A 25,711-nucleotide genomic window follows, 5' to 3' on the forward strand; every position below is an offset into this window, starting at 1 on the left:
AACCATGGTGATCGCCGTGATCGTGGCCGTGGTCTTTTCCTTCGGGTTGAACTGGCTCTTTGCCGAGGTCTTTAACGTGTTCCTGCCGCGCGGAGGCCGTTGAGATGGAAGATTTCCTGTCTGGCCTGTCGCAGATTTTCACCCTGTCGACGCTGATCTACATGCTCGCCGGCTCCATCGCCGGGATCATCGCGGCGGCGATCCCGGGCTTTACCGTGACCATGGCCATCGTGCTGACCCTGCCGCTGACCTTTGCCATGGAGCCGTTGCAGGGCATCGCGGTGATGCTCTCGGTCTATGTGGGCGGCTATACCGGCGGGCTGATTTCGGCCGCACTTCTGGGCATTCCCGGCACGCCGTCGTCGGTCGCCACCACCTTTGACGCCTTCCCAATGGCGCGGCGGGGCGAGCCCGGGCGGGCGCTGTCGCTCGGGGTTTGGGCCTCCTTCTTTGGCACCATTCTATCGACCGTCGTGCTGATCGTCGCGGCACCGCCCTTGGCGATGTTCGCGGTCAAGCTGGGGCCTTGGGAGTATTTCTCGCTTATTGTCTTTGCCCTGACGATCGTTGCCAGCCTTGTCGGCGACAGTGTGATCCGGGGCATCCTTGCGGGGCTGATCGGTCTGGCGATTTCCACCGTGGGCAGTGATCCGATCATGGGGCGTCCGCGCTTTGATTTCGGGATCGAGATGCTCACGGCGGGCTTGCCCTTCCTTGTCGTCTTGATCGGTATCTTCGCGATCTCGCAGCTGGTCTCCGAGGTCGAGGACGCCAAATCGGTGCGTTCTGGCAATGCGCTGGTCACCGGGGCCATCGACTTTCAGACCTGGAAGGTGATGAAAGAGGTGCTGATGCGCCCGGTGAACCTTGTCCGCTCGTCCATCGTCGGCGTGCTCATCGGCGCGCTGCCGGGGGCGGGCGGGTCGATCGCCAACCTTGTGGCCTATGATCAGGCCAAACGCGCCTCCAAAACGCCCGAAGCGTTCGGCAATGGTCACCCCGACGGCGTCGTCGCGTCGGAAGCGGGCAACAGTGCCACGGCGGGCGGGGGGCTGATCCCGCTTATCGGTCTGGGCATTCCCGGCTCGGCTGTCGATGCGATCCTGATGGCCTCGCTGATGGTGCATGGCATCTCCGTCGGGCCGCGGCTGATTATGGATCACGGCGATCTGGTCTACGGCATGTTCATCGCCATGGCCGTGGCCTCGCTGATGATGCTGGTGGTCTCGGTCCTGTCGTTGCGGGTGTTTTTGCGGGTTGCTTCGGTGCCGAAATGGCTGATCGTGCCGGTGGTGATGACCTGCTGCGTCGTCGGGTCCTTTGCGCTGAACAACCGGGTGACCGATCTCTACCTGCTCGGCTTTATCGGGGTGGCGGGCTACACGCTGCGCGCCCTGGGCTATTCGCTGGCGCCGCTGGTGCTCGGCGTGATCCTTGGCCCGATTGCGGAAACCAACCTGCGCCGGGCGTTGATGACCGACGGTGATCCAACGCTGTTTCTCACGCGGCCCATCAGTCTGCTGTTTCTGCTGGCGGCTGTCTTGTCCATCGGCTGGGCGGTGCGCGCCCATCTGAAGAAAAATCAAACAACCGAGAGGACCGAAGATGCGCCTGCGTCATGATCCCGTCTACCCGTCCCGCCGTTCGCCCGTTCTGGCCGAAAACGTCGTCGCCACCTCGCAGCCCCTGGCCACGCAGGCCGGTCTGACGATCCTGCAACAGGGCGGCAATGCGGTGGACGCCGCCATCGCCACCGCCGCCGCGCTCACGATTGTCGAGCCCACCGGCAACGGGCTTGGCTCCGACGCCTTTTGCATCCTCTGGGACGGCGAGAAACTGCACGGGCTCAACGCCTCGGGCCGCGCGCCTGCGGCCTGGTCGCCCGAGCGTTTCCCCGATGGGATGCCGCAGCACGGCTGGGACAGTGTCACCGTGCCGGGGGCGGTCAGCGCCTGGGTGGAACTGTCGGAAAAATTCGGCACGCTCGACCTCGCCACCGTGCTCGCCCCCGCAATCCGCTATGCCGAAGAGGGGTTCATCGTCTCCCCGGTGATCGCCCGGCTGTGGGAAAAGGGGGCCGAGGTGCTGGGCAAACAGCCCGGTTTCGCCGAATGCTTTATGCCCGGTGGCCGCACGCCGCAAGCCGGGGAGCGGTTCCGCAACCCCGGTGCCGCGCGCAGCCTGCGCCTGATTGCCGAGACCAAGGGCAAAGCCTTCTACGAAGGCGAGCTGGCCGAAGAAATCGCGGCTTTCGCCAAGGCCAATGGCGGCGCGATGACCGTCGAAGACCTCGCCGCGCATCGGCTCGACTGGTGCGGCACCGTCAGCCAGTCTTTTGACGATGTGGAACTGCATGAGATCCCGCCAAACGGGCAGGGCATCGCAGCCCTCATGGCGCTTGGCATGTTGCAGCACACCGATATCCGCGACCACGGCCCTGACGATCTCGCCGCGGTGCATTTGCAGATGGAGGCGGTCAAGCTTGCCTATGCCGATCTGCACGCCTTTGTCGGGGACCGCGACCATATGAACGAGGTCGACGAGACCGCACTGCTCGACCCCGACTACCTCAAATCCCGCGCCGCGCTGATCGCGGCCGACAAGGCGCAGGACTTTGGCGCGGGCGCGCCCAAGCGCGGCGGCACCGTGTTGATGAGCACGGCGGACGCGAGCGGCATGATGGTGAGCTTCATCCAGTCGAACTACGCCGGCTTCGGCTCGGGCGTGGTGGTGCCGGGCACGGGGATTTCGATGCAGAACCGCGGCTTTGGCTTTACCTGCAAGGCAGGGCATCAGAACCGAGTGGCGGGGGGCAAGCGGCCCTTCCACACGATCATCCCCGGCTTTGCCATGAAGAACGGCGCGCCGCTGATGGCCTACGGCATGATGGGCGGCCCGATCCAGGCGATGGGGCATTTGCAACTGCTGCTGCGCACGCAGCTCTGGGAGCAGGATGTGCAGGTCGCCGCAGACGCGCCGCGCTGGCGCACAATTTCCGGCCTGGATGTGGCCTGCGAGCCGAGCATGGGGGTGGCCTTGATCGACGGGCTGCGCAGGCTCGGCCACCGCATCGAGGTCGAAGCACCCGACAACGCCTTTGGCTTTGGCGGCGCGCAGCTGATTGCGCGCCTGCCCGAAGGCGGTTACATGGCAGGTTCCGATCCGCGCAAGGACGGTCAGGCCGCCGGCTTCTGATCCGGAACGCGGCGCCCCGGGGGCGCCCTGTCACATTTTGCCGAAAAGGCGGGCGCATTCTTATGCGTCCGCTCAATTTTTTTAAGGTGCTTTATGCGTTTTCTCTCCAAGATCGGGATCGATCTTTACATGCTCGTATTGCTTGGAACCGTCGGGCTTGGCGTGGTCCTGCCCGCAGAGGGGCTCGCCGCCGCGCTGCTCAAGGATGTCACCTTCTGGGCGGTGGCGCTCTTGTTCTTCCTTTATGGTGCCAAGCTTGACCCCAGTGCGATCCGGGCCGGGCTGCTGAACTGGCGTCTGCAAGGGCTGAGCCTGATCGCCACCTATGCGATTTTTCCTCTGCTGGGGCTGTTGCTGGTCACGCTCTTTGGCCCGCTGCTCGGCGCCACGGCGGTGCTTGGCTTTCTGTTTCTGGCGGTTCTACCCTCGACGATCCAATCGTCCATCGCCTTCACCTCCATCGCCGGGGGCAATGTGCCGGGGGCGATCTGTGCCGCCTCCTTGTCGAACCTGCTGGGTGTCGTGCTGACCCCCGCGCTGGTGGCGCTGGTGTTGCAGCAGGATGGCGGCGGGGTCGGCTTTGACGCCGTGGTGAAAATCGCGACGCAGATCCTGCTGCCTTTTGTGCTCGGGCAAGTGGCGATGCCTTGGATCGGGGGCTTTATCCGGCGGCACCGGCTGCTGAGCATGACCGTCGACCGGGGCTCGATCCTGTTGATCGTCTATGCGGCTTTCTCTGCCGGGACGGTTTCGGGCCTTTGGGCCACGGTGTCATGGGGCGATCTGGCCGTCATTTCCGGCGTTGTCGTGGTGTTTCTCGCGCTCGCCATGGGGGCGATGGTGCTGGCGGGCAAGGTCTGCGGCCTGCCCGCGCCAGATCGCGCGGCGCTGTTCTATTGCGGCTCGACGAAAAGCCTCGCCTCCGGCCTGCCGATCGCCAGCGCCCTGTTTGCGCCGGAAACGGTTGGCGCGATCGTGCTGCCTCTGATGATCTTCCACATGCTGCAACTGCTGGTCTGCGCCTATTTCTCGCAGCAAAAGGCCGCGCAGGCCATGGCGTAGAATGGGTCAAAGCCGTGACAGGCGGCCCTCATCATCCACGACCCTGAGGTTGCATTCGGCCCCGCTCCACCGCCACAACACGATATTGAGATCGTGGGCGGTGGCGCCTTTCGCATAGCTTCGGATCAGCAGCCCCGCAAAACCCTCCGCGATCAGCCTGCCCGCGAAGTCCTGCGTCGGGACGGGCGCGCCGGCCAGCATCTTTGCCCGCCAGCCCGGATCGGCAAGCGCGTCTTCTGTCATCGCATAAGGCCCAAGAGAGGCCGGGTCCCGGGTGTCGAAAATCGGGCCCAGCTCCGCCCGATAGGAAACCAGAATGGTCGGCTGCAAACTGCCCGCCTGATTGGCCTCGCGCAGCGCGCCGGCGGGATCAAGCGCGGTATAGAGCGCCGGCACCCCTTGGGCGTTGAACCGCCCGCCATAGAGTTCCGCGCCCCGGCCCGACAGCGGGTCGCGGGCATAGACGGGGTTCAGCGCCCGATAGAGCGGCCCGGTAAAACGCCCGGCGTGCAAAGCCATCAGGCAAAGACACCCGCATCTACCGCATCGAGATATTCCAAGACCTGCTGCGCCTTGCCTTCCTGCACAAGCTGCATCGCGGTGCGCCCATCAAAGCCTGCCAGCGGTTCGGAGCGATACCAGGCATAGGCCATCAGCTCGGACCCAAAGCGCGGCTCGACCTTATTGAGCACCTCAACCAACTCGCGCAGGCGGCGCTGTGTTTTGCTGGAGCTGATCCGGGCTCGCCGCTGCACCGCGTCTTTGCCCAGACCCACCGTCAGGGCGATCTCCTCGGCGGAGGTACATAGAGCCGACGCGATTTTCTTGGGCTCGAATTGCCCGCCTTCAGCAAAGTTCGCGATATGCATGGTGCTACCTCACAGTTATCCTGACATTATATAGCGTCAATATTGCCGATTATCAAGGCTGGCGGGGCAGCGGGCGAGGGCCAGCGGGGGCAGGGCCGCAAAAGATGCCGGGCTTTTGACATTCAAACTGTGGTCTTTTCTGTCGGGCAATGTCATGATCCAAAGACACAAAAACGCCGCTTGGGCAGACAACAGCGACATGTGCCTTTGTCCGTTCGATGCTCTCTGCGGCCACCAAGAAAAACAACGGGAGAGACTCCACGATGAATAAATTCACCCTTTTGCTGTCCGCTGCGGCCTTTGCAGGTGCGGCCCCCAGCATTGCTGCCGCCGACTGCGGTGAAGTCAGCATTACCGAAATGACCTTCTCCTCGGCAATCATCACGACCGAGATCGCGACCTTCCTGATGGAGCAAGGCTACGGCTGCGACGTCACGCGGGTGCCCTCTGACACGATCCCTGCGCTGACGTCGCTGGCCGAAAACAACGAGCCTGACATCGTCACCGAGCTCTGGGTCAATTCCGCCGGGGCGCCCTATGAAAAGCTGAAGGAAAACGGCGTCATCGTGGACCTGACCCAAGTGCTGCAACCCGGCGGGTTGGAAGCCTGGTGGATCCCCACCTATCTGGCCGAGGAACATCCGGAGCTTAAGACCATCCAGGGGATTCTGGACAATCCCGAACTGGTCGGCAACCGCTTTAACAACTGCCCCGACGGCGGTTGGGTCTGCAGCATCATCAACCGCAACATCGCCCGCTCCTACGGCTTTGAGGAAGCGGGTATCGAAGTCTTTGACCACGGCGGGGGCGAAACCCTGGCCGCGTCCCTGGCCTCGGCCTATGAGGCCCGCGAACCGTGGTTCGGCTACTATTGGGAGCCGACAGCCCTCATGGGTCGGTTCGACATGACGATGGTCGATATCGGGGACGTCGATCTGGACGCGCATAAAGGCAATCTGAACGAGGATGTCGTCAACCCGGAGCCGAGCGCCTACCCGCCAAGCCTCGTTTACACGGTCGCCACGACAAGCTTTGTCGAGGAAAACCCCGAGATCGCCGAGTTGATGAGCAACATCAGCTTTGAGACCAGCCAAATGAGCGCGCTTCTGGCCTGGAAAGACGAAAACAACGCCTCCGCCGAAGAAGCCGCCGTGCATTTCCTGATGAACAACAAGCCGATCTGGCGCGACTGGATCAACGATGAGGCGCGCGAGAAACTCTCGGCACTGCTCAGCGAATAAGCCCGGCGGTTTGCTGCGGCTATCTCCCTGCGTCACCGAAGGGGTTGCCCGATGGTGAGGCAGGGATTTCGCCAAGGCGCAGCGGACGGGGCATCGGGCCGATAAGCCTAGTTATGTTGCCCTAACGCCTTTCCTCAACCTGTCCCAAAGGGCGGCAGCCATATGGCAGCCGCCCTTTTTCTTTGCCCTGCGCCTCTGTCAGGGTGCAGCCTCAGCCCGCCGCGCGCCGAAAGACTGTTGGAAACCAGTCCTCGCGCAGCTTTTCACCCGGCTTCATCCCATGCCCGGGAAACGGCGGAGAGGTCGGGCCGGGCCGCTCGACATAGCGCGCATCATCCCCCACGAGCCGGAGCGAGAATGCACGGCGGCGGTTTTCGGTGGTGTTTCCGCGCGCGCCGTGAAGGGTGTGGTAGTTGAAGGCGACCGCATCGCCCGGCTCCATCTCCCATTCCTTGATCTCCATACCCTCGGCATCCGGATCGGGAACCGGCATGTATTTGTCGTCATCCGGGTAGAAGCTGGTTTCGGCAAGCCAGCGGGTTGGCAGAACCGGCTTTTCCCAAGCATGGCTGCCGGCAACGCAGCGCAGGCTGTTGCCCTTTACCGGGTCCATGGGCGACCAGAAACTGACGTTTTGAATCCCGTCGACAAAGTAATAGGGGCCATCCTGATGCCATGGCGTGGCTTTTGAGGTGCCCGGCTCCTTGACGAGCACATGGTCGTGGAACAGCTGAACTTGGGTCGATCCCATCAGATCAGCGGCGACCTCGGCAGCGGGCGAGCTGCGGATCACCTCCTCGAACTCCGGAATGCGGGACCAGTTGCAATAGTCATCGAAGAACCGACCGCCTTCGCCTTCCTTGAGGTTCTCGGCGGCATAGGGTCCCGGTTCGGACATATTGCGTTCAATGCCGGCGCGGATCGTCTCGATGTGATCCTTGAACAGTCCTTTCACAAGGACCACGCCGTCTTTCTGGAACGCGTCAATCTGCGCTTCTGTGATCAATGGGTTCATCTTGGCCTCCTCTTTCCTGCTGGACCTTAGCGGCCCTGCCTAATAGGCTGAAATAATATCTAGCAATAAAATGAATAGTCGGATGCTATCTATCAGCCTGCGCCAATATGAATATGTCATTGCGGTCGCGGATGCGGGCTCGATCACCGAGGCCGCGGTGGCGGTACATATCTCGCAGCCTTCGCTGTCGATCGCGCTCAAGGATGTCGAAGCCAAGATGGGGCGCAAGATCTTCGCGCGCCGCAAGGGCTCCGCCACGACGCTGACGCCATTCGGGCATCGGTTCGTGAAACAGGCCCGCCGCGTGATCGACGCCGCCGCGGCGATTGAACGTCTGCCAGACAGCGCGCGGCCTTTTGTCTTGGGATGTTTTGAAGATCTCGCCCCATGGTATCTGACCAAGACCCTCGCAGGGCTGAGCGACAGCTTCCCGGCGGCAGAGTTTCGGGCCTATGAGGGGCGGTTCACCCAATTGGCGCGCGAGATGCGCGAGGGCCGGGTCGATCTGGCGATCACCTATGATATCGGCTTTGATGCCAGCTTCGGGCGGCGCAAGATCAAACAGGTGGCCCCGGTGGTTTTTGTCGCACTGGACCACCCTCTGGCCGCACATGCCGAGGTCGATCTGCGCCAGTTGAACGATTGCCCGCTGATCCTGTCTGCGGAAGAATTATCCTTTGGCTATATCCGCAACCTGCTGGCCGAGTTGGGCCTGAGGCCCGATGTGCGGCATAAGACGTCATCGCTTGAAATGATGCGCTCTCTGGCGGCGAGCGGGGCGGGCGTCGGGATCAGCTATTCAAACCCGCCGACCAATGTCAGCTACGACGGCCAGCCGCTGGTGACAATCCCCATCACCACGGCAGAGGCACGGGCGGATGTCATGCTGCTCTGGGCCAACCCTGCCGAGGCTGATCCCTTCATATCGGAGGTTGTCGAGGCGATTGCTGCCCCCTGAACGAAGCGCCACGCCCCGCACGGGGGGATGAAGGGTAACTTTCATAGTTGACATGAATGAAAGTTATATTTCAAACTCACCAGGAGATTACCTTGGAGAGACCCTGTTGCAACCCTCGATCAGAGCCCAACTTGAAGGCGCCTTGGAGGACGGGTCGAAAGCCGACCGTCTTCTGGCGCGCTATATGCTGGACTCTTGGGGGGGGCTGCCGTTTGAGACCGCCGCAAGCATCGCGCGCACGGTCAAGGTGAGCGAAGCCACGGTCGGGCGGTTCTGCCGGTCCATCGGCTACGGCAGCTTTCGCGATCTGAAGGATCACCTCAAGCACGATATGGGCGATGACCCGTGGCTGATGTCCGACCGGCTGCAAGAGATGCGCAGCGGCGGCGGTGTCGACAGCGCCGCGCTTAACCAAGGGCTACAGTTGGAGATTGCCGCGCTCGTCGGCATCTATGAATTGGCGGGCAGTGCCGAATGGCAAGAAGAGGCCGAGCGTCTGGCGCAGGCGCCTCAGGTCTTTGTGGCCGGGTTTCAGACCGAACGCGGTCTGGCGCAGTATTTCGCCAACCAGATGCAATATCTCCGCGACGGTGTCACATTGCTCGACCTCGCAGGCGGGAACTTTGCCGAAGTCCTGCTGACCGCGCGCCCGGCCCATCTCGTGATATTCGAAGCGCGGCGCTATTCGGTGCTGGCCAAGGACCTCGCCCATGAGGCCCGCGCGGCGGGGGTAACGGTGACGTTGATCACGGATGTCTTCTGCGACTGGGGCCATGAGGCGGCAGATCAGGTTTTCGCGGTGCCCACGCAGTTCAACCAATTCTGGGATTCGACAGCCCAGATGGCGAGCCTGTCCAACCTGCTGATCCATAGCGTCTTTCTAAAGCTGGGGTCCGAGGTGGAGAGCCGGCTCAACCGGATCGCCGATCTCTATGGTCGCTTTACCGGCCATGTCGACCGCCCTGCCCGGCAGGGTGCCAAACGCAAAAATCATACCCAAAACCCCAACAGGAGTGAAGATGATGACCACTAGATTCAAACTGGCCACGGCGCTTTCGACCCTGGCCTTGGCCGCCGGCCTGTCCGCCGCCACTGCCGAGCCGCTGCGGCTGGGGACCGAGGGGGCCTATCCTCCCTTCAACTACATCGAAGCGGACGGCGAGATTGCCGGTTTCGACGTTGAGATCGGGCAGGAGCTTTGCAAGCGGATCGGCGAGGAATGTGAGGTCGTGGCGCAGGATTGGGACGGGATCATTCCCGGTCTGCTGGCCAATAAATACGACTTCATCATCGCCTCCATGTTCATCACCGAAGAGCGCAAGAAACAGGTGGATTTCACCGATCCCTATTACCTTGCCGCGATGACGAACGTCGTGCCCAAAGGGTCGGACATCACCGAATTCACCAATGAGGCGCTTGCCGACAAGATCATCGGCGCGCAGTCCGGCACCACGCAGGCCGACTATATCGAAGCCACCTACCCCGACGCCGATGTGCGCCTCTACCCGACCCAGGATGAGGTCAACCTCGACATGGCGAGCGGTCGGATCGACATGCAGGTGGGCGACATGCTGCCGATGCTGGATTGGACCACCAAGACCGAAGATGGCGCCTGCTGCGAACTGGCCGGTGAGCCGATCACCGATCCGGCATTTGTCGGCGAAGGCGTGGGCATCGCGCTGCGTCAGGAAGACGACGAGCTGCGCGAGAAGCTGAACGCCGCGCTGGCCGAAATGCGCGCGGATGGCACCTATAAGGCCATCAACGACAAGTATTTCGACATCGACGTCTACACGATGAAATGATGACGACCTCCCCCCAATCGGAAGCCTTTTATGTTTGAGTTGCTCTCTTACGGCGATGCCGGCTGGGGGGATGAAATCCTCGCGGGTTTGGCGATCACGATGCAACTTGCCATCGTGACGCTTCCCGTGGGCCTGCTGATCGGTTTCGCGGCGGCCTTTGCCTCCATGTCCCGCCACGCGGGGCTGCGGGCCATCGGCTTTGGCTACACCACGATCATGCGCGGGTTGCCCGAGATCCTGACGCTTTTCGTGGTTTACAATGGCGTCGGGCTCTTGCTGAACAAGCTGGCGGCCTGGTGGAATCCCGGCAGCACCAATATCGAGTTCAGCCCCTTTGCCGCCGGGGTCACGGCGCTTGGCATGGTCTTTGGCGCCTTTGCCGGCGAAGTGCTGCGCGGGGCGTTTCAATCGCTCGACGAAGGGCAGATGGAAGCGGGCCGGGCCATTGGCATGTCGCCGCGCAAGATCTTCTTTCGCATCCGTCTGCCGCAGGTCTGGCGCTTTGCCCTGCCCGGGCTCGGCAACCTGTGGATCAATATGCTCAAGGACACGGCGCTGGTCTCGATCATCGCGCTGGACGACCTGATGCGGATGACCAAAGTCGCGGTGGGGGTGACCAAACAGCCCTTCACCTTCTACCTCTTGGCCTGCCTCATCTACTGGGCGCTCTGCCTGCTGTCGGAAGTGGTTCTGGCCTATATGGAACGCCGCGCCAATCGCGGCATTCGGAGGGTCTGACATGAACCCGCTCGATATCATGCTTACCTATTGGCCACGGCTGCTGGATGGCACGTTGATGACCATCAAGCTGACCTTTCTGGGCGCGCTCATCGCGGCGCTCTTCTCGCCCGGGTTCGCCCTGATCCGCGCCAATGCCTCGCCCGTCGCACAGGCGCCCTTGCGGCTCTATATCTCCTTCATGCGCGGCACGCCGATCCTGGGGCAGCTGTTCCTGATCTACTACGGCTCCGGCCAGTTTCGCCCGTTCCTGCAGGACTGGGGGCTTTGGGGGTTTTTCCGCGATCCGTTCAACTGTGCCCTGATGGCCTTCGCGCTGAACTCCACCGCCTATCAAACCGAAATCCTGCGCGGCGGCATCATGGGCGTGGCGCGGGGTGAGGTTGAGGCGGCCAAGGCCATCGGCATGACGCGGCTGCAAATCCTGCGCCGGGTGACTTTCCCCCATGCCTACCGCATCGCATGGCCCGCGCTTGGCAATGAGATCATCCTGCTGATGAAAGCCAGTGCCTTGGCCAGCGTCGTCACCGTTTTCGATATCATGGGCCGCACGCGGCAGATCTTCTCGCGCTCATTCGATTTCTCGATCTACCTCTGGGCGGCGCTGATCTACCTCTGCATCACGGCGATCTTCGTGCTGCTCTGGCGGCAGGGCGAGGCGCGTCTGAGCCGTCACATCGGCCCCCACCGCGCGGGCCGTTCCATACTCTCTCCCCCGGAAGGACCAAAGCCATGAGCGAGGCCGATATTATTCTGAAAGCCGAGGATATCTGTAAATCCTTTGGCTCGGTCGAGGTGCTCAAAGGCATCTCGCTTGAGGCGCGGCAGGGCGATGTGATCTCGATCCTTGGCTCTTCGGGCTCGGGCAAGAGCACTTTTCTGCGCTGCCTGAATTTCCTCGAAACACCGACCTCGGGCACGGTCACGGTGCATGGTGAAGAAATCCAGGTGCGCGACGGCAAGCCGCTGAACGCCCGGCATATCGAGACGGTGCGCAGCCGGCTTGGCATGGTGTTTCAACAGTTCAACCTCTGGAGCCACCGCACCGCGTTGGAAAACGTGATGGAAGGCCCGGTGCAGGTGAAGAAGACCGCCAAGGCGGAGGCCCGCGCGGCGGCCGAAGCGCTGCTGGAACGGGTCGGCCTGAAGGAGCGGATGCATATGTATCCCGCGCAGCTCTCCGGCGGGCAGCAACAGCGTGTGGCCATTGCCCGGGCGCTGGCGATGGAGCCGGATGCGATCCTATTCGATGAGCCGACCAGCGCGCTCGACCCTGAACTGGTGGGCGAGGTGCTGAAAGTCATGCAATCGCTCGCCGCCGAAGGGCGTACGATGATCGTCGTCACCCATGAGATGGCATTTGCCCGCGATGTTTCCTCCGAAGTGGTGTTCCTGCACCAGGGCCGCATCGCCGAGCGCGGCGCGCCTGAACAGATGTTCACCAACCCGCAAACGGACGTCTTTCAGCGTTTCATCGCGACCGTGAAATAACGCCCTGCCCTTTTGACCAAGTGAGTTTCCATGTCACAGCATAACACAGGCCCCGGAGCTACCGGCGGCGGCATCCTGATCGAAGCGGCGGAACTGCATGTCGTCAGCCTGCCGCTCATCACCCCTTTCGTGATCTCCAACCAGACCTTGACCGACAAGACCTTTCCGCTGCTGGTGCTCAAGGGCGCGGGCATCGAAGGCATCGCCGAAGCGGTGATGGATGAGGTGCCCGACTACCTTGAAGAAACGATCCCCGCCGCCATGGCCTTTCTGCGCGATGTCTTGCTGCCGCAGATCGTCGGCAAACGCTTTGCCTCGCCCTATGAGCTGGAGCCGATCCTTGCCCCCTGGCGCGGCAATCGCATGGCGAAAGCGGTGGTTGAAATGGCGTTCTGGGATCTTTGGGCAAAGAGCCTCGGCATCCCGCTGAAAGCCGCCCTTGGCGGGATGCGCGATGCGGTGGATGTGGGGGTGAGCATCGGGATCGGCAGCATTGATCTGACGCTGGAGCTGATCGCCGAGGCGCAGGCGGCGGGCTATAAACGCACCAAACTGAAGATCGCCAAGGGCCATGATGTGGCCCTGCTCGACGCCGTGCGTGCCCGCTACCCCGACATCAAACTGACGGTGGACGCCAATACCGACTACGGGCTGCAAGACCTCGCCCTGCTGCGGCGCTTTGACGAATTTGACCTCGATTACATCGAACAGCCTCTCGCCTTTGACGACATCCACGACCATGCGCAGGTGCAGGCGGCGGTGAAGACAGCCATCTGCCTTGATGAGAGCATCCGCAACGCGGTCGACGCGCGCAAGGCGCTGGAGATGCGGGCGGCGCGGGTCATCAACATCAAGGTCGGGCGCGTCGGCGGCTTTGCGGCGGCCCGCGCGATCCACGACGTCAGCGCCGCCTTCGGCGCGCCGGTCTGGTGTGGCGGGATGTTGGAAGCGGGCATTGGCCGGGCGCATAACATCCACCTCGCCACGCTGGCGAATTTCACCAAACCGGGCGATACTTCCAGCGCCAGCCGCTATTTCAAACGCGACATCATCAACGAGCGCTTGGAGGCGGCGGGAGGCGAAATGCCGGTGCCCGGCAATGGCGCGGGGATCGGGGTCACGCTTGATCGGGACTATATGAAAACCGTCACCAGCCATTCCGAAGTGATCCGCCCATGACCGCCGCAGAGACAGATGTGGTGCTGCGCGAACTCGACGGCGTGGCCGAGTTGAAACAGGCCGAAGCCTTCCAGCGGACCGTCTGGGGCAAGGATGACCCGGCGGATAACTCTGACCTGATGCTGGCGATCCAGCATGAGGGCGGGCTGGTTGCCGGGGCCTTTGTGGCGGGGCGGATGCTCGGGTTCCTCTTTGGCTTTCCGACCAGCGACCCCAAGGTGCAGCATTCCCACCGGCTTGCCGTGCACCCCGACAGCCGGGGGCTGGGGCTGGGCGCGCGGCTGAAATGGTATCAACGCGACTGGTGTCTGGCGCGGGGGATCACCTCGGTGCGTTGGACATTCGACCCCCTGCGCCGCATCAACGCCAATCTCAATATCGCGCGGCTCGGGGCCACCGCGCAGGTCTATCTGCCGGATTACTATGGCCAGATGGAGGGCATCAACGCGGGCGTCGCCTCGGACCGGATCATCGCGGATTGGGCGCTTGCCGCGCCGCAGGAAGCGGCGGCGGATGTCGCGCAGAAGATTGTGATACCGCAGGATTTCGGCGCTCTGTTGGCCGATGAGCTGGAACGCGCAATCGCAGAAAGACTGCGCGTGCGGGCGGAGATGACCGCCGCCTTTGCCCAGGGTCTGCGGATCACCGGCTTCGATGCCCAAACCTGTGCCTACCAATTGAGCGCAACCGCAGGCTAGACGGCGCGGCTAGCTCCGCTCCGCCCGGCGCAGCTCGCTGATCGTGCCGCCGAATTGCAGCTTGAAGGCCCGCGCCAGCGTGGCGGCGGACCCAAAGCCGGTGCGGGCGGCGATCTCATGGGTCGGCATGCTGGTTTCCATCGCGAGGCTGCGCGCTTGGTTGAGCCGCAGACGGCGATAGTATTGCCCGGCAGACACCCCCAGTTCGCGGTGGAACATACGGTCAAGCGAGCGCAGCGAAACCCCCGTCTGGGCGGAAATCGCGGCAAGCGGCAGCGGGTCTTCGATGAATTTCAGCATGAAGCGCACCGCCCGGCCCAAGCGCGGCGAGAGCGCGCCGCTGTCAGCCCGCCGCGCCTCGGCCGTGTCATAGACAAACAGCGTGCTCACATCATGCGCCAGCGCATCCCCGGCTCGGTCCCGGATCAGATCAAGGATCAGGCTCATGGCCGAGGTGGCGCTGCCCGCGCTTTGCCGGTCGCGGTCCACCACATAGCTGTCGGCCACCACATCGACCTGCAAGAAAGCTTCGGCAAAGGCGTCCAACTCATACCAATGCACCGTGGCGCGCCGCCCGTGCAGCAGACCAGAGGCCGCCATGATCCACGCCCCCATGTCGAGGCCGATCAGACTGTCGGCCCGCCGCGCCACCCTGCGCAGGGCGGCGCGGACCTGTGGCGGCTCGGCCTGCTCCCGCACCCCATATCCCGCCACGATGACCAGCGCGTCGGCGCTTTCGACCTCCTCCAGCGCAAGATCGGCGCGCAGCTGCATCCCGGATGAGCTGCGCACCGGCTGGCCGCCCATGGTGGCCACCTGCCAGTGAAACAGCGGATTGCCGGAAATGTCACAGGCCGCGCGCAGCGGTTCGACCGCACTGGCGAGCACCATGTTGGAGAAACCGTCGAAAGGTAAAATTGTTAACTGAAAAGGGCGTTCTGGCGACATGTGCAAAGAATATGGCCGATGACGCCAAGATAGAAGTCGTTTATTTCCTAATATGGCCGCATCGAGACATCACGCGAACGGAGGCGACAACGTGAACTGGGATACATTCATCACCTGTGCGGTGACAGGTTCAGGACAGAGCCACACCAAGAGCGACAAAATCCCTGTAACGCCAGCGGAAATTGCCGAGGCCTGCGTGGAAGCCGCGAATGCGGGCGCGGCCGTCGCCCATGTCCATGTCAGAGACCCCGAAACCGGCGCCCCCTCGCGCGATACGGCGTTCTACCGCGAAGTCGTGGCGCGGGTGCGCGACAGCGGGACCGATGTGGTGCTGAACCTCACTGCAGGCATGGGCGGAGACATCGTGCTCGGCTCCCCCGAAGCGCCCTTGCCGCTGAACGAAGACGCCACGGACCTGATCGGCGCGACGGAGCGTCTGGTCCATGTCGAAGAGCTGCTGCCCGAGATCTGCACGCTCGATTGCGGCACGATGAATTTTGCCGAAGCCGATTATGTCATGACCAACACCCCCGGCACCCTGCGCGCCATGGCGCAGCGGATTCAGGCGGCGGGCGTGAAGCCAGAGATCGAAGTCTTTGATCTGGGCCATCTCTGGCTCGCCAAAACGCTGGTGGACGAAGGCTTGATCGACGACCCGGTCTTGGTCCAGCTTTGCATGGGCATCCCCTACGGCGCGCCGAATGATCTGAATTCCGTCATGGCGATGGTGAACAACATTCCCGAGGGCTGGTGCTATTCGATGTTCTCCATCGGGCGGATGCAACTGCCCTTTGCCGCGCAAGCGGTGCTGGCGGGCGGCAATGTGCGTGTCGGGCTTGAGGATAACATCTGGCTCGACAGAGGCGTGCCGGCCTCCAATGGTGATCTGGTGGACCGGGCCGCGACGATGCTCTCGGCGATGAACGTCAACCTGCTGACCCCGGCCGAGGTGCGCGCCAAGTTGAACCTGAAGAAACGCTGGTAAACCCGGCGCAACAAAAGGCGCAAAGCGCCGGCAAAACGGGAGATTTGCTATGACCATATCCAACCTCAACCGCCGTGGGTTCCTGCGGACAAGCTCCGCTGCCGCAATGGCTCTGGGCCTCGCCCCCGCCGCATTGGCCCAGCCTGCGCCCAAACGCGGCGGCAGCGTGCGGATCGGCAGCTCGGGCGGCGCCACCTCCGACACGCTCGACCCGGCCACCACCTATGGCGGCGTGGTGGCGCTTGGCATGCTCGCGGTCTGCAACACGCTGGTTGAGGTCGACGCCGCCGGCAAGGCGCAGCCCGAACTGGCCGAAAGCTTTGAGGCCAGCGCCGATGCGGCGACCTGGACCTTCCGGCTGCGCAAGGCCAATTTCTCCACCGGCAAGCCGGTGACGGCGCGGGATGTGATCGCCTCCTTCAACCACCACCGGGGCGAAGACACGAAATCTGGTGCCAAGGAACTGCTGAAACAGGTCAAGGACATCCGCGCCGATGGCGACAATGTGGTGGTCTTCGAGCTCGACAGCGGCAACGCCGACTTCCCCTTCGTGACCGCTGATTATCACCTGTGGATCATGCCGGCGGATGGCGATGGCAAGCTGGACTGGCAGTCGGGCGTCGGCACCGGCGGCTATACGCTGGAAGAGTTCGAGCCCGGCGTGCGCATGCGGCTGAAACGCCGCGACGATTATTTCAAATCCGACCGCGCCTGGTTTGATGACGTGACGATCCTGACCATCAACGACCCGACCGCGCGGCAGAACGCGCTGGTCACCGGCGAGGTCGACATCATCAACGCGGTGCCGACCAAGACCGTGCATATGCTCAAACGCCGCCCGAATGTGCAGACCGTCGAGGTCACCGGCACCTCGCATTTCCCCATTGCGATGCAGTGCAACAAAGCGCCCTTTGACGATGTAAACGTCCGCTTGGCGCTGAAACATGCGGTGAACCGTCAGGAAATGCTCGACAAGGTGCTTCGCGGCCATGGCAGCCTTGGCAATGACCACCCGATCGCCCCCTCGCAGCGCTTTCACGCCGCCGATCTGGAGCAGCGGACCTATGACCCCGACAAGGCGAAGTACCACCTCAAGAAAGCCGGGCTCGACAGTCTTGATGTGACGCTGGCGACCTCGGAAGGCGCCTATGCCGGCGCGGTGGATGCCGCGGTGCTGTTCCAGCAAAGCGCTGCGAAAGCGGGGATCAATCTGGAGGTCAACAGCCGCCCCTCTGACGGCTATTGGTCCAACGTCTGGATGAAAGAGCCGTTTTTCATGGGCTATTGGAACGGGCGCCCCACATCGGATTGGATGTTCAGCCTTGTCTATGCCTCGGGTGCGGCCTGGAACGAGACGAATTGGCAGAACGAAGAGTTCAACACCCTGTTGATCCAGGCGCGGACCGAGTTGGACGCGACCCGCCGGGCCGAGATGTATGCCGATATGCAGCGGCTTTGCCGCGACGATGGCGGGGCGATCATCCCGATGTTCGGCAACTATATCGACGGCAAGAACGACCGTGTCGCCCATGGCGACCTTGCGGCGAACCGGTATCTGGACGGCTGGAAAGCCATTGAACGCTGGTGGCTCACCGACGTTTAACCCCCCCGCTCTGCCGCGCCCTCCCCCGCGGCAGAGCCTCTAACTCTCGACGAATAAAGGCTTCTTAATGTCTCAACGGATTTCAAAGGCCGCCTGTATCGGCGGCGGCGTCATTGGTGGTGGCTGGATCGCACGGTTCCTGCTCAACGGGATCGACGTGGCGGTGCATGACCCCCATCCCGACGCAAGGCGCATTGTGGCTGAAGTGCTTGAGAACGCCCGCCGCGCCTATCGCCGCATGATGATGGCCCCGCTTTGCCCCGAAGGCAGGCTGACCTTTCACGACACGCTGGCCGAGGCGGTGAAGGACGCCGATTATATTCAGGAAAGCGTGCCGGAACGGCTCGACCTGAAACATACCGTCATCGCCGCCATCGAAGCCGCCGCGCCCCGCGAGGCGCTCATTGGCTCCTCGACCTCGGGCTTTCGCCCCTCGCAGCTGCAGGAGGGTATGGCCCATCCCGAACGGCTCTTCGTGGCGCATCCGTTTAATCCTGTCTACCTTGTCCCACTGGTCGAGATCGTAGGCTCGCCTGCGAACACCGACGCCGCCCTTGACCGTGCGGCGGAAATCCAGCGCGAGACCGGGCTGAAACCCGTCCGCATCCACAAGGAGATCGACGCGCATATCGGCGACCGGCTGCTCGAAGCGGTCTGGCGCGAGGCGCTTTGGCTGGTGCATGACGATGTGGCCACGACCGAAGAGATCGACGATGTCATCCGCTTTGGCTTTGGCCTTCGCTGGGCGCAGATGGGCCTGTTTGAGACCTACCGGATTGCCGGAGGCGAGGCCGGGATGAAACATTTCATCGAACAATTCGGCCCGGCGCTGAAATGGCCCTGGACCAAGCTGATGGATGTGCCCGAAATGACCGATGCGCTGGCCAGCAAGATCGGGGATCAGTCCGACGCGCAATCGGGCCAACATTCGATCCGCGAATTGGAGCGCATCCGCGACGACAATCTGATCGGCATCCTACAGGCGCTGCGGGCCAATGACTGGGGCGCCGGCGAGACCCTGCGCGAGATGGAAGACCGTTTCTTTGAACGCGCAAAGGCCAGCGCCGGGGCCACGGACCCGGACTATAACGCGCCCATGGTGCTGCATGAGACCCGCGTGCCGGGCGAATGGCTCGACTATAACGGCCATATGACCGAATTCCGCTATCTTCAGGTTTTCGGCGATGCCACCGACGCATTCCTGGGCCATATCGGCATGGACGACGCCTATCGCAGCGCGGGCCGTTCGGTCTATACGGTGGAGACACATATCCGCCACCTTGCAGAAACCAAGGTGAACACGCGGCTGTCGGTGAACACCAGCGTGCTGGGCCATGATGCCAAGCGCATTCGCCTGCATCACGAAATGGTCGATGAGGCCGGGCAGGTCCAAGCCACGGCCGAACATATGCTGATGCATGTGGACACCGAAGCCGGCCGCGCAAGCCCGATGGCCGCGCCGCTGACCGAACGGCTTGCCGCCCTGTCGCCGGGCCAAAGCGGGCTGGAGGCGCCGGACCACGCGGGCCGTCCGATACGCGATATTGGTTGGCCCGAGCCGGAGGCCGACTGACATGCATCCGCTCGCCCGTATGATCCTGCAACGTCTGGCGCTCGGGCTGTTGACGCTGTTCGCGATTTCCCTGTTCATCTTTCTGGCGATTGAACTGCTGCCCGGCGACCTTGCCGAAGAGGTGCTGGGCCAATCCGCCACGCCAGAGACCGTGGCCGCCTTCCGGCGCGAGCTGGGGCTCGATCAACCGGCCTATCAGCGCTATCTGGAATGGCTCGGCGGCATGGTGCAAGGTGACTTTGGTCAATCGCTGGCGAACAACAGGCCGATCTCGGATCTGCTCGCCGCGCGTCTTGGCAATACGCTCTTTCTTGCGGTCTATGCGGCGGTGATCTCGGTGCCGCTGGCGGTGGGGCTGGGGCTTTTGGCCGCGCTCTACCGGGGCAGCTGGTTCGACCGGGGGGTGAATATCTTTACCCTCTCGTCGATCTCCTTCCCGGAGTATTTCGTCGCCTATATCCTGATGCTTTTCCTGTCGATCCGCTGGGGCATCTTCCCCTCGATCTCGGATTTCGGCGGCGATGCGGGCTTGGGTGAAATGCTCTACCGCACCTTCCTGCCGGCGCTGACGCTGGTGCTGGTGGTGACGGCCCATATGATGCGCATGACGCGGGCGGCGATCATCAACCTGCTGGCCCAGCCCTATATCGAAATGGCCCGGCTCAAAGGCGCCTCGCCCCTGCGGGTGATCCTGCGCCACGCGCTGCCCAATGCGCTGGCCCCGATCATCAATGTGGTGGCGCTGAACCTTGCCTATCTGATCACCGGCGTGGTCATCGTCGAGGTCGTCTTTGTCTATCCCGGCCTGGGGCAGTTGATGGTCGATTCCGTGGCCAAACGCGACATCCCGGTGGTGCAGGCAAGCTGTCTGATCTTTGCGAGCATCTATATTCTTCTCAACCTCGGCGCGGATGTGCTGGCCATCGCCACCAACCCCCGCCTGATGCACAGGAAGTAACCCATGAGACTTTATAACGGTGCTTCCGTCCCGCCCACGGCCATTTTCGGCATTATTGTGATCCTGCTCTATGCCTTCACCGCGATTTTCGCCGGCCAATTGGCACCTTTCGGTGAGACCGAGATCGTCGGGATGGAGTTTGAGCCGCCCGGTGGCGCCTATCTGCTGGGCACGGACAACCTTGGGCGGGACATGCTGTCGCGGCTGATCTGGGGTGCGCGCAATTCCATCGGCATCGCCCTTGCCACCACCGCCATTGCCTTTTTCGCCGGCGCGCTGCTCGGGCTGCTGGCGGCGGTGATCGGGGGCTGGGCCGATCAGATCCTGTCGCGGCTGGTGGACATGCTGATCTCGATCCCCTCGCTGCTCTTTGCGCTGCTGTTGCTCTCGATCTTCGGCACCTCGATCCTGACGCTGATCCTTGTCATCGCGGTGCTGGAAATGACGCGGGTTTTCCGCCTGTCCCGCGCGGTGGCGATGGATGTCGTGGTGATGGATTTTGTCGAGGCCGCACGGCTGCGCGGCGAAGGCATGTGGTGGCTCATTCGGCGCGAGATCCTGCCCAATATCATGGCCCCGCTGGTGGCCGAATTCGGCCTGCGCTTTTGCTTTGTCTTTCTGGCGATCTCGGCCCTGTCGTTTCTGGGCCTCGGGATTCAACCGCCCACCGCCGACTGGGGCTCGATGGTGCGCGACAATGCCGCCCTGATCACATTCGGCGACATCACCCCCCTGCTGCCCGCCGCCGCCATTGCCTTGCTGACGGTGGCGATCAACTTCGTCGTGGACTGGATGCTTCACCGCACCTCTGGCCTGAAGGATTAAGAGATGAGCAAACCGCTTTTAACCATCCGTGATCTCAAGATCGAAGGCCGCAAGGGGAACCAATGGCTTCCCATCATCAAGGGGGTGGACCTTGAGCTGAAACGCGGCGAAGTGCTGGGGCTGATCGGTGAATCCGGCGCCGGCAAATCGACCTTGGGTCTGGCCGCAATGGGCTATACCCGCGACGGCACCCGCATCTCGGGGGGAGAGATCACCTTTGACGGGATGGATCTGCTCAGCCTCAGCGAGCGCCGCAAGCGCGGGCTGCGCGGCAAGCGCATCGCCTATGTCGCGCAATCGGCGGCGGCAAACTTCAACCCCGCGCATCGCTTGATCGATCAATACAGCGAAGGCCCGACCGATATTCACGGGCTGACATCGCAGCGGGACGCGGCGCAAGAGGCCCGCACCCTCTATGCCCAACTGCGGCTGCCGAACCCCGATGAGATCGGTTTTCGCTACCCGCATCAGGTCTCCGGCGGGCAGTTGCAGCGCGCCATGACGGCGATGGCGATGTCTTGCAAACCCGATCTGATCATCTTTGACGAGCCGACCACGGCGCTGGATGTGACCACCCAGATCGAAGTCCTGCGCGCCATTCGCGATGTGGTGCGCGAGCTGGGCACCGCCGCGATCTACATCACCCATGACCTTGCCGTGGTGGCCCAGATGGCCGACCGCATCAAGATCCTGCTGCGCGGCGAAGAGGTTGAAGAGCAGCCCACCCGCGCCATGCTGAACAGCCCGAAAGAGGAATATTCCAAATCGCTCTGGGCCGTGCGCAGTTTCGAATCCAAGGAACGGCCCGTGCCCGAGGGCGCAACCCCGGTGCTGCGGGTCCAGGATGTGACGGCGGAATATGTCTATGGCACCCCGGTGCTGGAGAATGTGAGTTTCGACATCCACGCCGGGCGCACGGTTGCGGTTGTGGGCGAAAGCGGCTCGGGCAAATCCACCACCGCGCGGGCGATCACCGGCTTGTTGCCCCCCATCTCCGGGCAGATCGAGTTGGACGGCACGCCCCTGCCCCCAAGGCTTGCGCAGCGCCGCAAGGATCATCTGCGTCAGGTGCAGATGATCTACCAATCGGCAGATACCGCGATGAACCCCAAGCAGACCATCCGCGAGATCATCGGCCGCCCCATCCGCTTTTACCTTGGCCTGCGCGGGCGCGCGCAGGAGGAGAAGATCCGCGAGCTGCTCACCGCGATCGAGCTTGACCCGGATGAGTTCATCGACCGCTATCCCGGCTCGCTCTCCGGCGGGCAAAAGCAGCGCATCGGCATCGCCCGCGCCCTAGCGGCCGAGCCGAAATTCATCATCTGTGACGAGGTCACCTCCGCCCTCGACCAATTGGTAGCCGAAGGCATCCTGCGGCTGCTGAAACGGCTGCAGGACGAACGCGGGCTGGCCTATATGTTCATCACCCATGACCTCGCCACCGTGCGCGCCATCGCGGATCATGTGGTGGTGATGCAAAAGGGCCAGGTGGTGGAGCAGGGCCCGAAGGGCGAGATGTTCACCCCGCCGCATCACCCCTACACCAAATTGCTGCTCAGTTCGGTGCCGGAAATGGATCCCGACTGGCTCGACCATACCATAAAGACCCGACAGGAGGCCTGACCGATGCAAATTACCGACCCCGAAGTGCTGCGCTTTATCGCCGATACCGAAGCCGCCTACCCTGCCGAAGCCAATGGTGCCACCGCCGAGGAAAACCGCCGCATGTATGACGCCATGTGCGCCGTCTTTCGCGCCCCGCGGCCCGAAGGCCTGCCGGTGCGCGATGAGGATGTGGCCGGTGTGCCGGTGCGCCGCTACACGCCTGAAGGCGCTGAGGCGCGCCCGTTTTTGCTCTATTCCCATGGCGGCGGCTTTGTCGTCGGCGGGCTCGAAAGCCATGATGATGTCTGCGCCGAACTGGCGGTCGCGACCGGCTGCGAGGTTGTCTCTGTCGACTACCGCCTCGCGCCGGAGCATCTGTTTCCCGCGCAGATTGACGATGTTGCCGCCGTATGGACCGCCGAGAGCGCTAATGGCCGGCAGGGCATCGCGATTGGCGACAGCGCGGGGGGCAATCTTTCGGCCGGGCTTTGCTTTCGGATGCGCCGCACCGGCGGGGTGATGCCGCTGGCGCAGGTGCTGATCTATCCGGGGCTCGGCGGCGACATGGGCGCGCCAAGCTACAGTGAGAACGCCGAAGCCCCGCTGCTGCGGACCCAGGATCTAAAGACCTATTCGGGCATGCTGACGGGCGGCGACATGGAGCTGCGCCGCAGCAACCCCGAAGTCTCGCCCCTGGTTGCCGAGAGTTTCGCCGATCTGCCCCCGGCCTTTATCGTGACCGCCGATGTGGACCCCCTGCGCGACGATGGTCCGGCCTATCAAAAAGCTTTGCAGGCCGCGGGCATCCCCGCCGACTGGCGCAATGAGCCGCAGTTGATCCACGGCTATCTGCGGGCGCGCCATAGCAGTGCGCGGGCGCGCGAAAGCTTTGACGCGATCACCGGGTGGATCAACGATTTTCTGGCCCGCTAGTCCAGTGGGCGCGGACGGCGGCGCTAGAGCAGATGTTTGAACACCCCAAAAAGTTCGCGCTGCGATGAGATGACGAGCTTGCGGTACAGGTTGCGGCGGTGGACCTTGCAGGTCTCCGCCGCGACATTCAGCAATTTCGCGGCGGACCCGTTCGAATGGCCCTGAAGCACCAGACCGGCGATCTGCGCCTCGCGCAGGGTGAGACTGACGCCAAGCTGGTCCCGCGCGTGATCTCTGATCGCATCGGAAGGCGCGGGCCGTGCGGCGGCGGGCTGGGCGGGACAGGCCGGGGCCACCGCATTGCAATGCTGCGCCAAAAGCTCCAGCAACAAGGGCGCGAAACCTTGCAGGTTGCGCAGCTCACCGCGCCGATATGGCCCCTGTTCATCCCGCCGGCTCAAAGAGACATGCGCGATCCCGCCATCCTTTAGCGGCGCCAGCAGACCGACTTCGTCGCAAAGCCCCGTGCCGCGGTAATATTGCAGGTAATATTCGCTGGAAAAGAACCGATCCGGCGCGATATCGGCCAGACGGTAAAGCCCACCCCCCTCGGGCGGGCTGCGGTAGAGGTAGAACGGGTCAAAGGCGTAGCTGCTTTCCATATAGTCTTCGAGCGGCCGCCCGATCAGCTTTTCCGGCTCGATCCAATGGTCTATCAGCAAGGGCGGTTGATCCCGGTCAAAGCGCAGCATCAGGAATGTCCCAAAGGCGATCCGCGCGCTGAAAAAGGCTTTGTAGACCTCGAAAAAATCGGCGCTGCCAACGGCCCGAAGCGCGTCGCGCAATTGCTCAATCGCTTCATCTGTCAGCGTTTCGGCCAAAAATACTCCAAAATCTGATCAAAAATCACGGAACTCTACCCCTGATGGGGTATATAAACCAATTGCTATTGGCGCAATCATGCAGGCTAGGCTTTGCTCAAAAACAAGAACCAAGCTGGGCAATCAGGGGGACAGATGACCAAGGCAATTACCGCGCAGGCGCTGCGCAAAGTATATCCCGGCAACCCGCCGGTCGAAGCGCTGGCGAGCATTGATCTGGAGATTCAAGACAACGAATTTTTCACGCTGCTGGGCCCGTCGGGCTGCGGCAAGACCACCCTTTTGCGGCTGATCGCGGGGTTTGAACATCCCACATCGGGCCGGTTGGACATGTTCGGCGAAAGCCTGCTCGCCGCGCCCCCTTACAAACGCCCGATCAACACCGTTTTTCAGAACTACGCGCTGTTCCCGCATATGACCGTGGCCGAGAATATCGGCTTTGGCTTGCAGATGCTCGGCACCTCCAAGGCCGCGATCAAATCGACCGTGGCCGAGATGATGGAACTGGTGCAGATGACGCAGATGGCGGATCGGCAGACCAGTCAGATCTCGGGCGGGCAGCAGCAGCGCGTGGCCCTTGCCCGCGCGCTCGCCCCCCGGCCCAAGATTTTGCTGCTCGATGAACCGCTGAGCGCTCTGGACTTCAAACTGCGCAAGAAAATGCAGCTGGAGCTGAAACGGCTTCAGACCGAGACCGGCATCACCTTTATCTTCGTGACCCATGACCAGGAAGAGGCGCTCACCATGTCGGACCGCATCGCGGTCATGTCGAACGGTGCGGTGCGGCAGGTCGGGCGTCCGCGCGAGATTTACGACCGCCCCGCGGACCGGTTCGTGGCCGATTTCATCGGGGACACCAATTTCCTGCCCGCCGAGATCCTCAGCCGCGCAGGTGAGACCGCGCAATTGCGTCTGCCCTCGGGCAAAACGGTAGAGGCCCATGCCACCGAAGCCGCCACGGGCCGGGTGACCCTTGCCCTGCGGCCGGAACATGCGGAACTGACCGCGGAAGCCGACGGGCTTTTGGCGGGCAGCCTGCGCGAGGTGGTCTATTTCGGCACCGATACGCATTTCCATGTCGGTCTGGACGATGGCAGCGACTTTGTTCTGCGCCAGCAAAACAGCCCCACCGTCGCGCATTCCTTTGTCACCGGCGACCGGGTCGGGGTCTCCTTCCCCGCGGGTGCCGCTCAGGTGCTGAGGGACTGA

25 protein-coding genes are annotated in these 25,711 nt (G+C 62.9%); 20 read left to right on the forward strand and 5 right to left on the reverse strand.

The genetic code is table 11. The features are described from left to right. Positions 1–104: 104 nt before the first annotated feature. The 3 genes from AB4M76_RS18280 to AB4M76_RS18290 all read left to right on the forward strand — a co-directional run bounded on the left by AB4M76_RS18280 (position 105) and on the right by AB4M76_RS18290 (position 4,257). Positions 105–1,622 (forward strand): tripartite tricarboxylate transporter permease, encoded by a 1,518-nt coding sequence (locus tag AB4M76_RS18280; protein WP_368443570.1) that lies wholly within the window; start codon positions 105–107, stop codon positions 1,620–1,622. Beyond that, a complete protein-coding gene (locus AB4M76_RS18285; protein WP_368443572.1) occupies positions 1,606–3,195 on the forward strand; it encodes a gamma-glutamyltransferase family protein in 1,590 nt (529 codons plus the stop codon). Before AB4M76_RS18280 ends, AB4M76_RS18285 begins: the two co-directional genes overlap by 17 nt. Before the next feature lie 93 nt (positions 3,196–3,288). Next, positions 3,289–4,257 carry a bile acid:sodium symporter family protein gene (locus tag AB4M76_RS18290; RefSeq protein ID WP_368443573.1) on the forward strand — a complete coding sequence of 323 codons (969 nt, stop codon included), beginning with the start codon at positions 3,289–3,291 and terminating at the stop codon, positions 4,255–4,257. 6 nt (positions 4,258–4,263) lie between these two features. Here the strand turns inward: AB4M76_RS18290 and AB4M76_RS18295 are convergent, their stop codons facing one another. Together AB4M76_RS18295 and AB4M76_RS18300 are read right to left on the reverse strand one after the other, a co-directional pair. Next, on the reverse strand, positions 4,264–4,776 hold the full coding sequence (locus tag AB4M76_RS18295; protein ID WP_368443575.1) for an RES family NAD+ phosphorylase: 513 nt from the start codon (positions 4,774–4,776) through the stop codon (positions 4,264–4,266). Beyond that, complete coding sequence (locus AB4M76_RS18300) at positions 4,776–5,126, reverse strand: MbcA/ParS/Xre antitoxin family protein (RefSeq protein ID WP_368443576.1); 351 nt, start codon at positions 5,124–5,126, stop codon at positions 4,776–4,778. The genes AB4M76_RS18295 and AB4M76_RS18300 overlap by 1 nt, the downstream gene beginning before the upstream one ends. 263 nt (positions 5,127–5,389) lie before the next feature. Here AB4M76_RS18300 and AB4M76_RS18305 point away from each other — a divergent pair, with 263 nt between their 5' ends. Then, positions 5,390–6,367: an ABC transporter substrate-binding protein gene (locus AB4M76_RS18305; protein WP_368443578.1), complete on the forward strand. Its 978-nt coding sequence runs from the start codon at positions 5,390–5,392 to the stop codon at positions 6,365–6,367. Between the two features lie 211 nt (positions 6,368–6,578). Here the strand turns inward: AB4M76_RS18305 and AB4M76_RS18310 are convergent, their stop codons facing one another. Next, complete coding sequence (locus tag AB4M76_RS18310; protein WP_368443580.1) at positions 6,579–7,382, reverse strand: phytanoyl-CoA dioxygenase family protein; 804 nt, start codon at positions 7,380–7,382, stop codon at positions 6,579–6,581. A gap of 82 nt (positions 7,383–7,464) precedes the next feature. On the opposite strand from AB4M76_RS18310, the gene AB4M76_RS18315 reads away from it, so the two are divergent. Genes AB4M76_RS18315 through AB4M76_RS18350 form a run of 8 tightly spaced genes read left to right on the forward strand, consistent with a single transcriptional unit; the run spans position 7,465 to position 14,251 of the window. After that, the gene (locus AB4M76_RS18315) at positions 7,465–8,340 is read left to right on the forward strand and encodes a LysR family transcriptional regulator (protein ID WP_368443582.1); all 876 of its coding nucleotides are present in this window, start codon (positions 7,465–7,467) and stop codon (positions 8,338–8,340) included. 52 nt (positions 8,341–8,392) lie between these two features. Then, positions 8,393–9,373, forward strand: coding sequence for a MurR/RpiR family transcriptional regulator (locus AB4M76_RS18320; RefSeq protein WP_368443584.1), 981 nt, complete (start codon positions 8,393–8,395; stop codon positions 9,371–9,373). Further along, on the forward strand, positions 9,360–10,145 hold the full coding sequence (locus AB4M76_RS18325) for an ABC transporter substrate-binding protein (RefSeq protein WP_368443586.1): 786 nt from the start codon (positions 9,360–9,362) through the stop codon (positions 10,143–10,145). The genes AB4M76_RS18320 and AB4M76_RS18325 overlap by 14 nt, the downstream gene beginning before the upstream one ends. A gap of 30 nt (positions 10,146–10,175) precedes the next feature. Next, positions 10,176–10,883, forward strand: coding sequence for an ABC transporter permease (locus AB4M76_RS18330; RefSeq protein ID WP_368443588.1), 708 nt, complete (start codon positions 10,176–10,178; stop codon positions 10,881–10,883). Between the two features lies 1 nt (position 10,884). Then, entirely contained in the window at positions 10,885–11,619 is a 735-nt protein-coding gene (locus AB4M76_RS18335) for an ABC transporter permease (RefSeq protein ID WP_368443590.1), read from the forward strand. Continuing rightward, the gene (locus AB4M76_RS18340; protein ID WP_368443591.1) at positions 11,616–12,374 is read left to right on the forward strand and encodes an ABC transporter ATP-binding protein; all 759 of its coding nucleotides are present in this window, start codon (positions 11,616–11,618) and stop codon (positions 12,372–12,374) included. Before AB4M76_RS18335 ends, AB4M76_RS18340 begins: the two co-directional genes overlap by 4 nt. 30 nt (positions 12,375–12,404) lie before the next feature. Continuing rightward, entirely contained in the window at positions 12,405–13,553 is a 1,149-nt protein-coding gene (menC, locus tag AB4M76_RS18345) for an o-succinylbenzoate synthase (RefSeq protein ID WP_368443592.1), read from the forward strand. Further along, a complete protein-coding gene (locus AB4M76_RS18350) occupies positions 13,550–14,251 on the forward strand; it encodes a GNAT family N-acetyltransferase (protein WP_368443594.1) in 702 nt (233 codons plus the stop codon). Before menC ends, AB4M76_RS18350 begins: the two co-directional genes overlap by 4 nt. A 9-nt stretch (positions 14,252–14,260) precedes the next feature. On the opposite strand, the gene AB4M76_RS18355 is transcribed toward AB4M76_RS18350, so the two are convergent. Continuing rightward, positions 14,261–15,142 (reverse strand): GlxA family transcriptional regulator, encoded by an 882-nt coding sequence (locus AB4M76_RS18355; protein ID WP_368443595.1) that lies wholly within the window; start codon positions 15,140–15,142, stop codon positions 14,261–14,263. 148 nt (positions 15,143–15,290) lie between these two features. Here AB4M76_RS18355 and AB4M76_RS18360 point away from each other — a divergent pair, with 148 nt between their 5' ends. The 7 genes from AB4M76_RS18360 to AB4M76_RS18390 all read left to right on the forward strand — a co-directional run bounded on the left by AB4M76_RS18360 (position 15,291) and on the right by AB4M76_RS18390 (position 23,681). Further along, complete coding sequence (locus AB4M76_RS18360) at positions 15,291–16,184, forward strand: 3-keto-5-aminohexanoate cleavage protein (RefSeq protein ID WP_368443597.1); 894 nt, start codon at positions 15,291–15,293, stop codon at positions 16,182–16,184. A gap of 49 nt (positions 16,185–16,233) precedes the next feature. Then, positions 16,234–17,787 carry an ABC transporter substrate-binding protein gene (locus AB4M76_RS18365; protein WP_368443599.1) on the forward strand — a complete coding sequence of 518 codons (1,554 nt, stop codon included), beginning with the start codon at positions 16,234–16,236 and terminating at the stop codon, positions 17,785–17,787. A 67-nt stretch (positions 17,788–17,854) separates the two neighbouring features. Beyond that, on the forward strand, positions 17,855–19,360 hold the full coding sequence (locus tag AB4M76_RS18370; RefSeq protein WP_368443601.1) for a carnitine 3-dehydrogenase: 1,506 nt from the start codon (positions 17,855–17,857) through the stop codon (positions 19,358–19,360). A 1-nt stretch (position 19,361) separates the two neighbouring features. Further along, on the forward strand, positions 19,362–20,318 hold the full coding sequence (locus tag AB4M76_RS18375) for an ABC transporter permease (RefSeq protein WP_368443603.1): 957 nt from the start codon (positions 19,362–19,364) through the stop codon (positions 20,316–20,318). A gap of 3 nt (positions 20,319–20,321) precedes the next feature. Then, positions 20,322–21,143 carry an ABC transporter permease gene (locus AB4M76_RS18380; protein WP_368443604.1) on the forward strand — a complete coding sequence of 274 codons (822 nt, stop codon included), beginning with the start codon at positions 20,322–20,324 and terminating at the stop codon, positions 21,141–21,143. Positions 21,144–21,146: 3 nt separating this feature from the next. Next, entirely contained in the window at positions 21,147–22,766 is a 1,620-nt protein-coding gene (locus AB4M76_RS18385; RefSeq protein ID WP_368443606.1) for an ABC transporter ATP-binding protein, read from the forward strand. 3 nt (positions 22,767–22,769) lie between these two features. Further along, a complete protein-coding gene (locus AB4M76_RS18390; RefSeq protein ID WP_368443608.1) occupies positions 22,770–23,681 on the forward strand; it encodes an alpha/beta hydrolase in 912 nt (303 codons plus the stop codon). 23 nt (positions 23,682–23,704) lie between these two features. Here AB4M76_RS18390 and AB4M76_RS18395 read toward each other — a convergent pair whose 3' ends face one another. Next, a complete protein-coding gene (locus AB4M76_RS18395; RefSeq protein ID WP_368443610.1) occupies positions 23,705–24,502 on the reverse strand; it encodes a LuxR C-terminal-related transcriptional regulator in 798 nt (265 codons plus the stop codon). A gap of 135 nt (positions 24,503–24,637) precedes the next feature. Here AB4M76_RS18395 and AB4M76_RS18400 point away from each other — a divergent pair, with 135 nt between their 5' ends. Further along, positions 24,638–25,711, forward strand: coding sequence for an ABC transporter ATP-binding protein (locus AB4M76_RS18400; RefSeq protein ID WP_368443612.1), 1,074 nt, complete (start codon positions 24,638–24,640; stop codon positions 25,709–25,711).

Source organism: Sulfitobacter sp. PS-8MA (assembly GCF_040933935.1).
Lineage (GTDB): Bacteria > Pseudomonadota > Alphaproteobacteria > Rhodobacterales > Rhodobacteraceae > Sulfitobacter.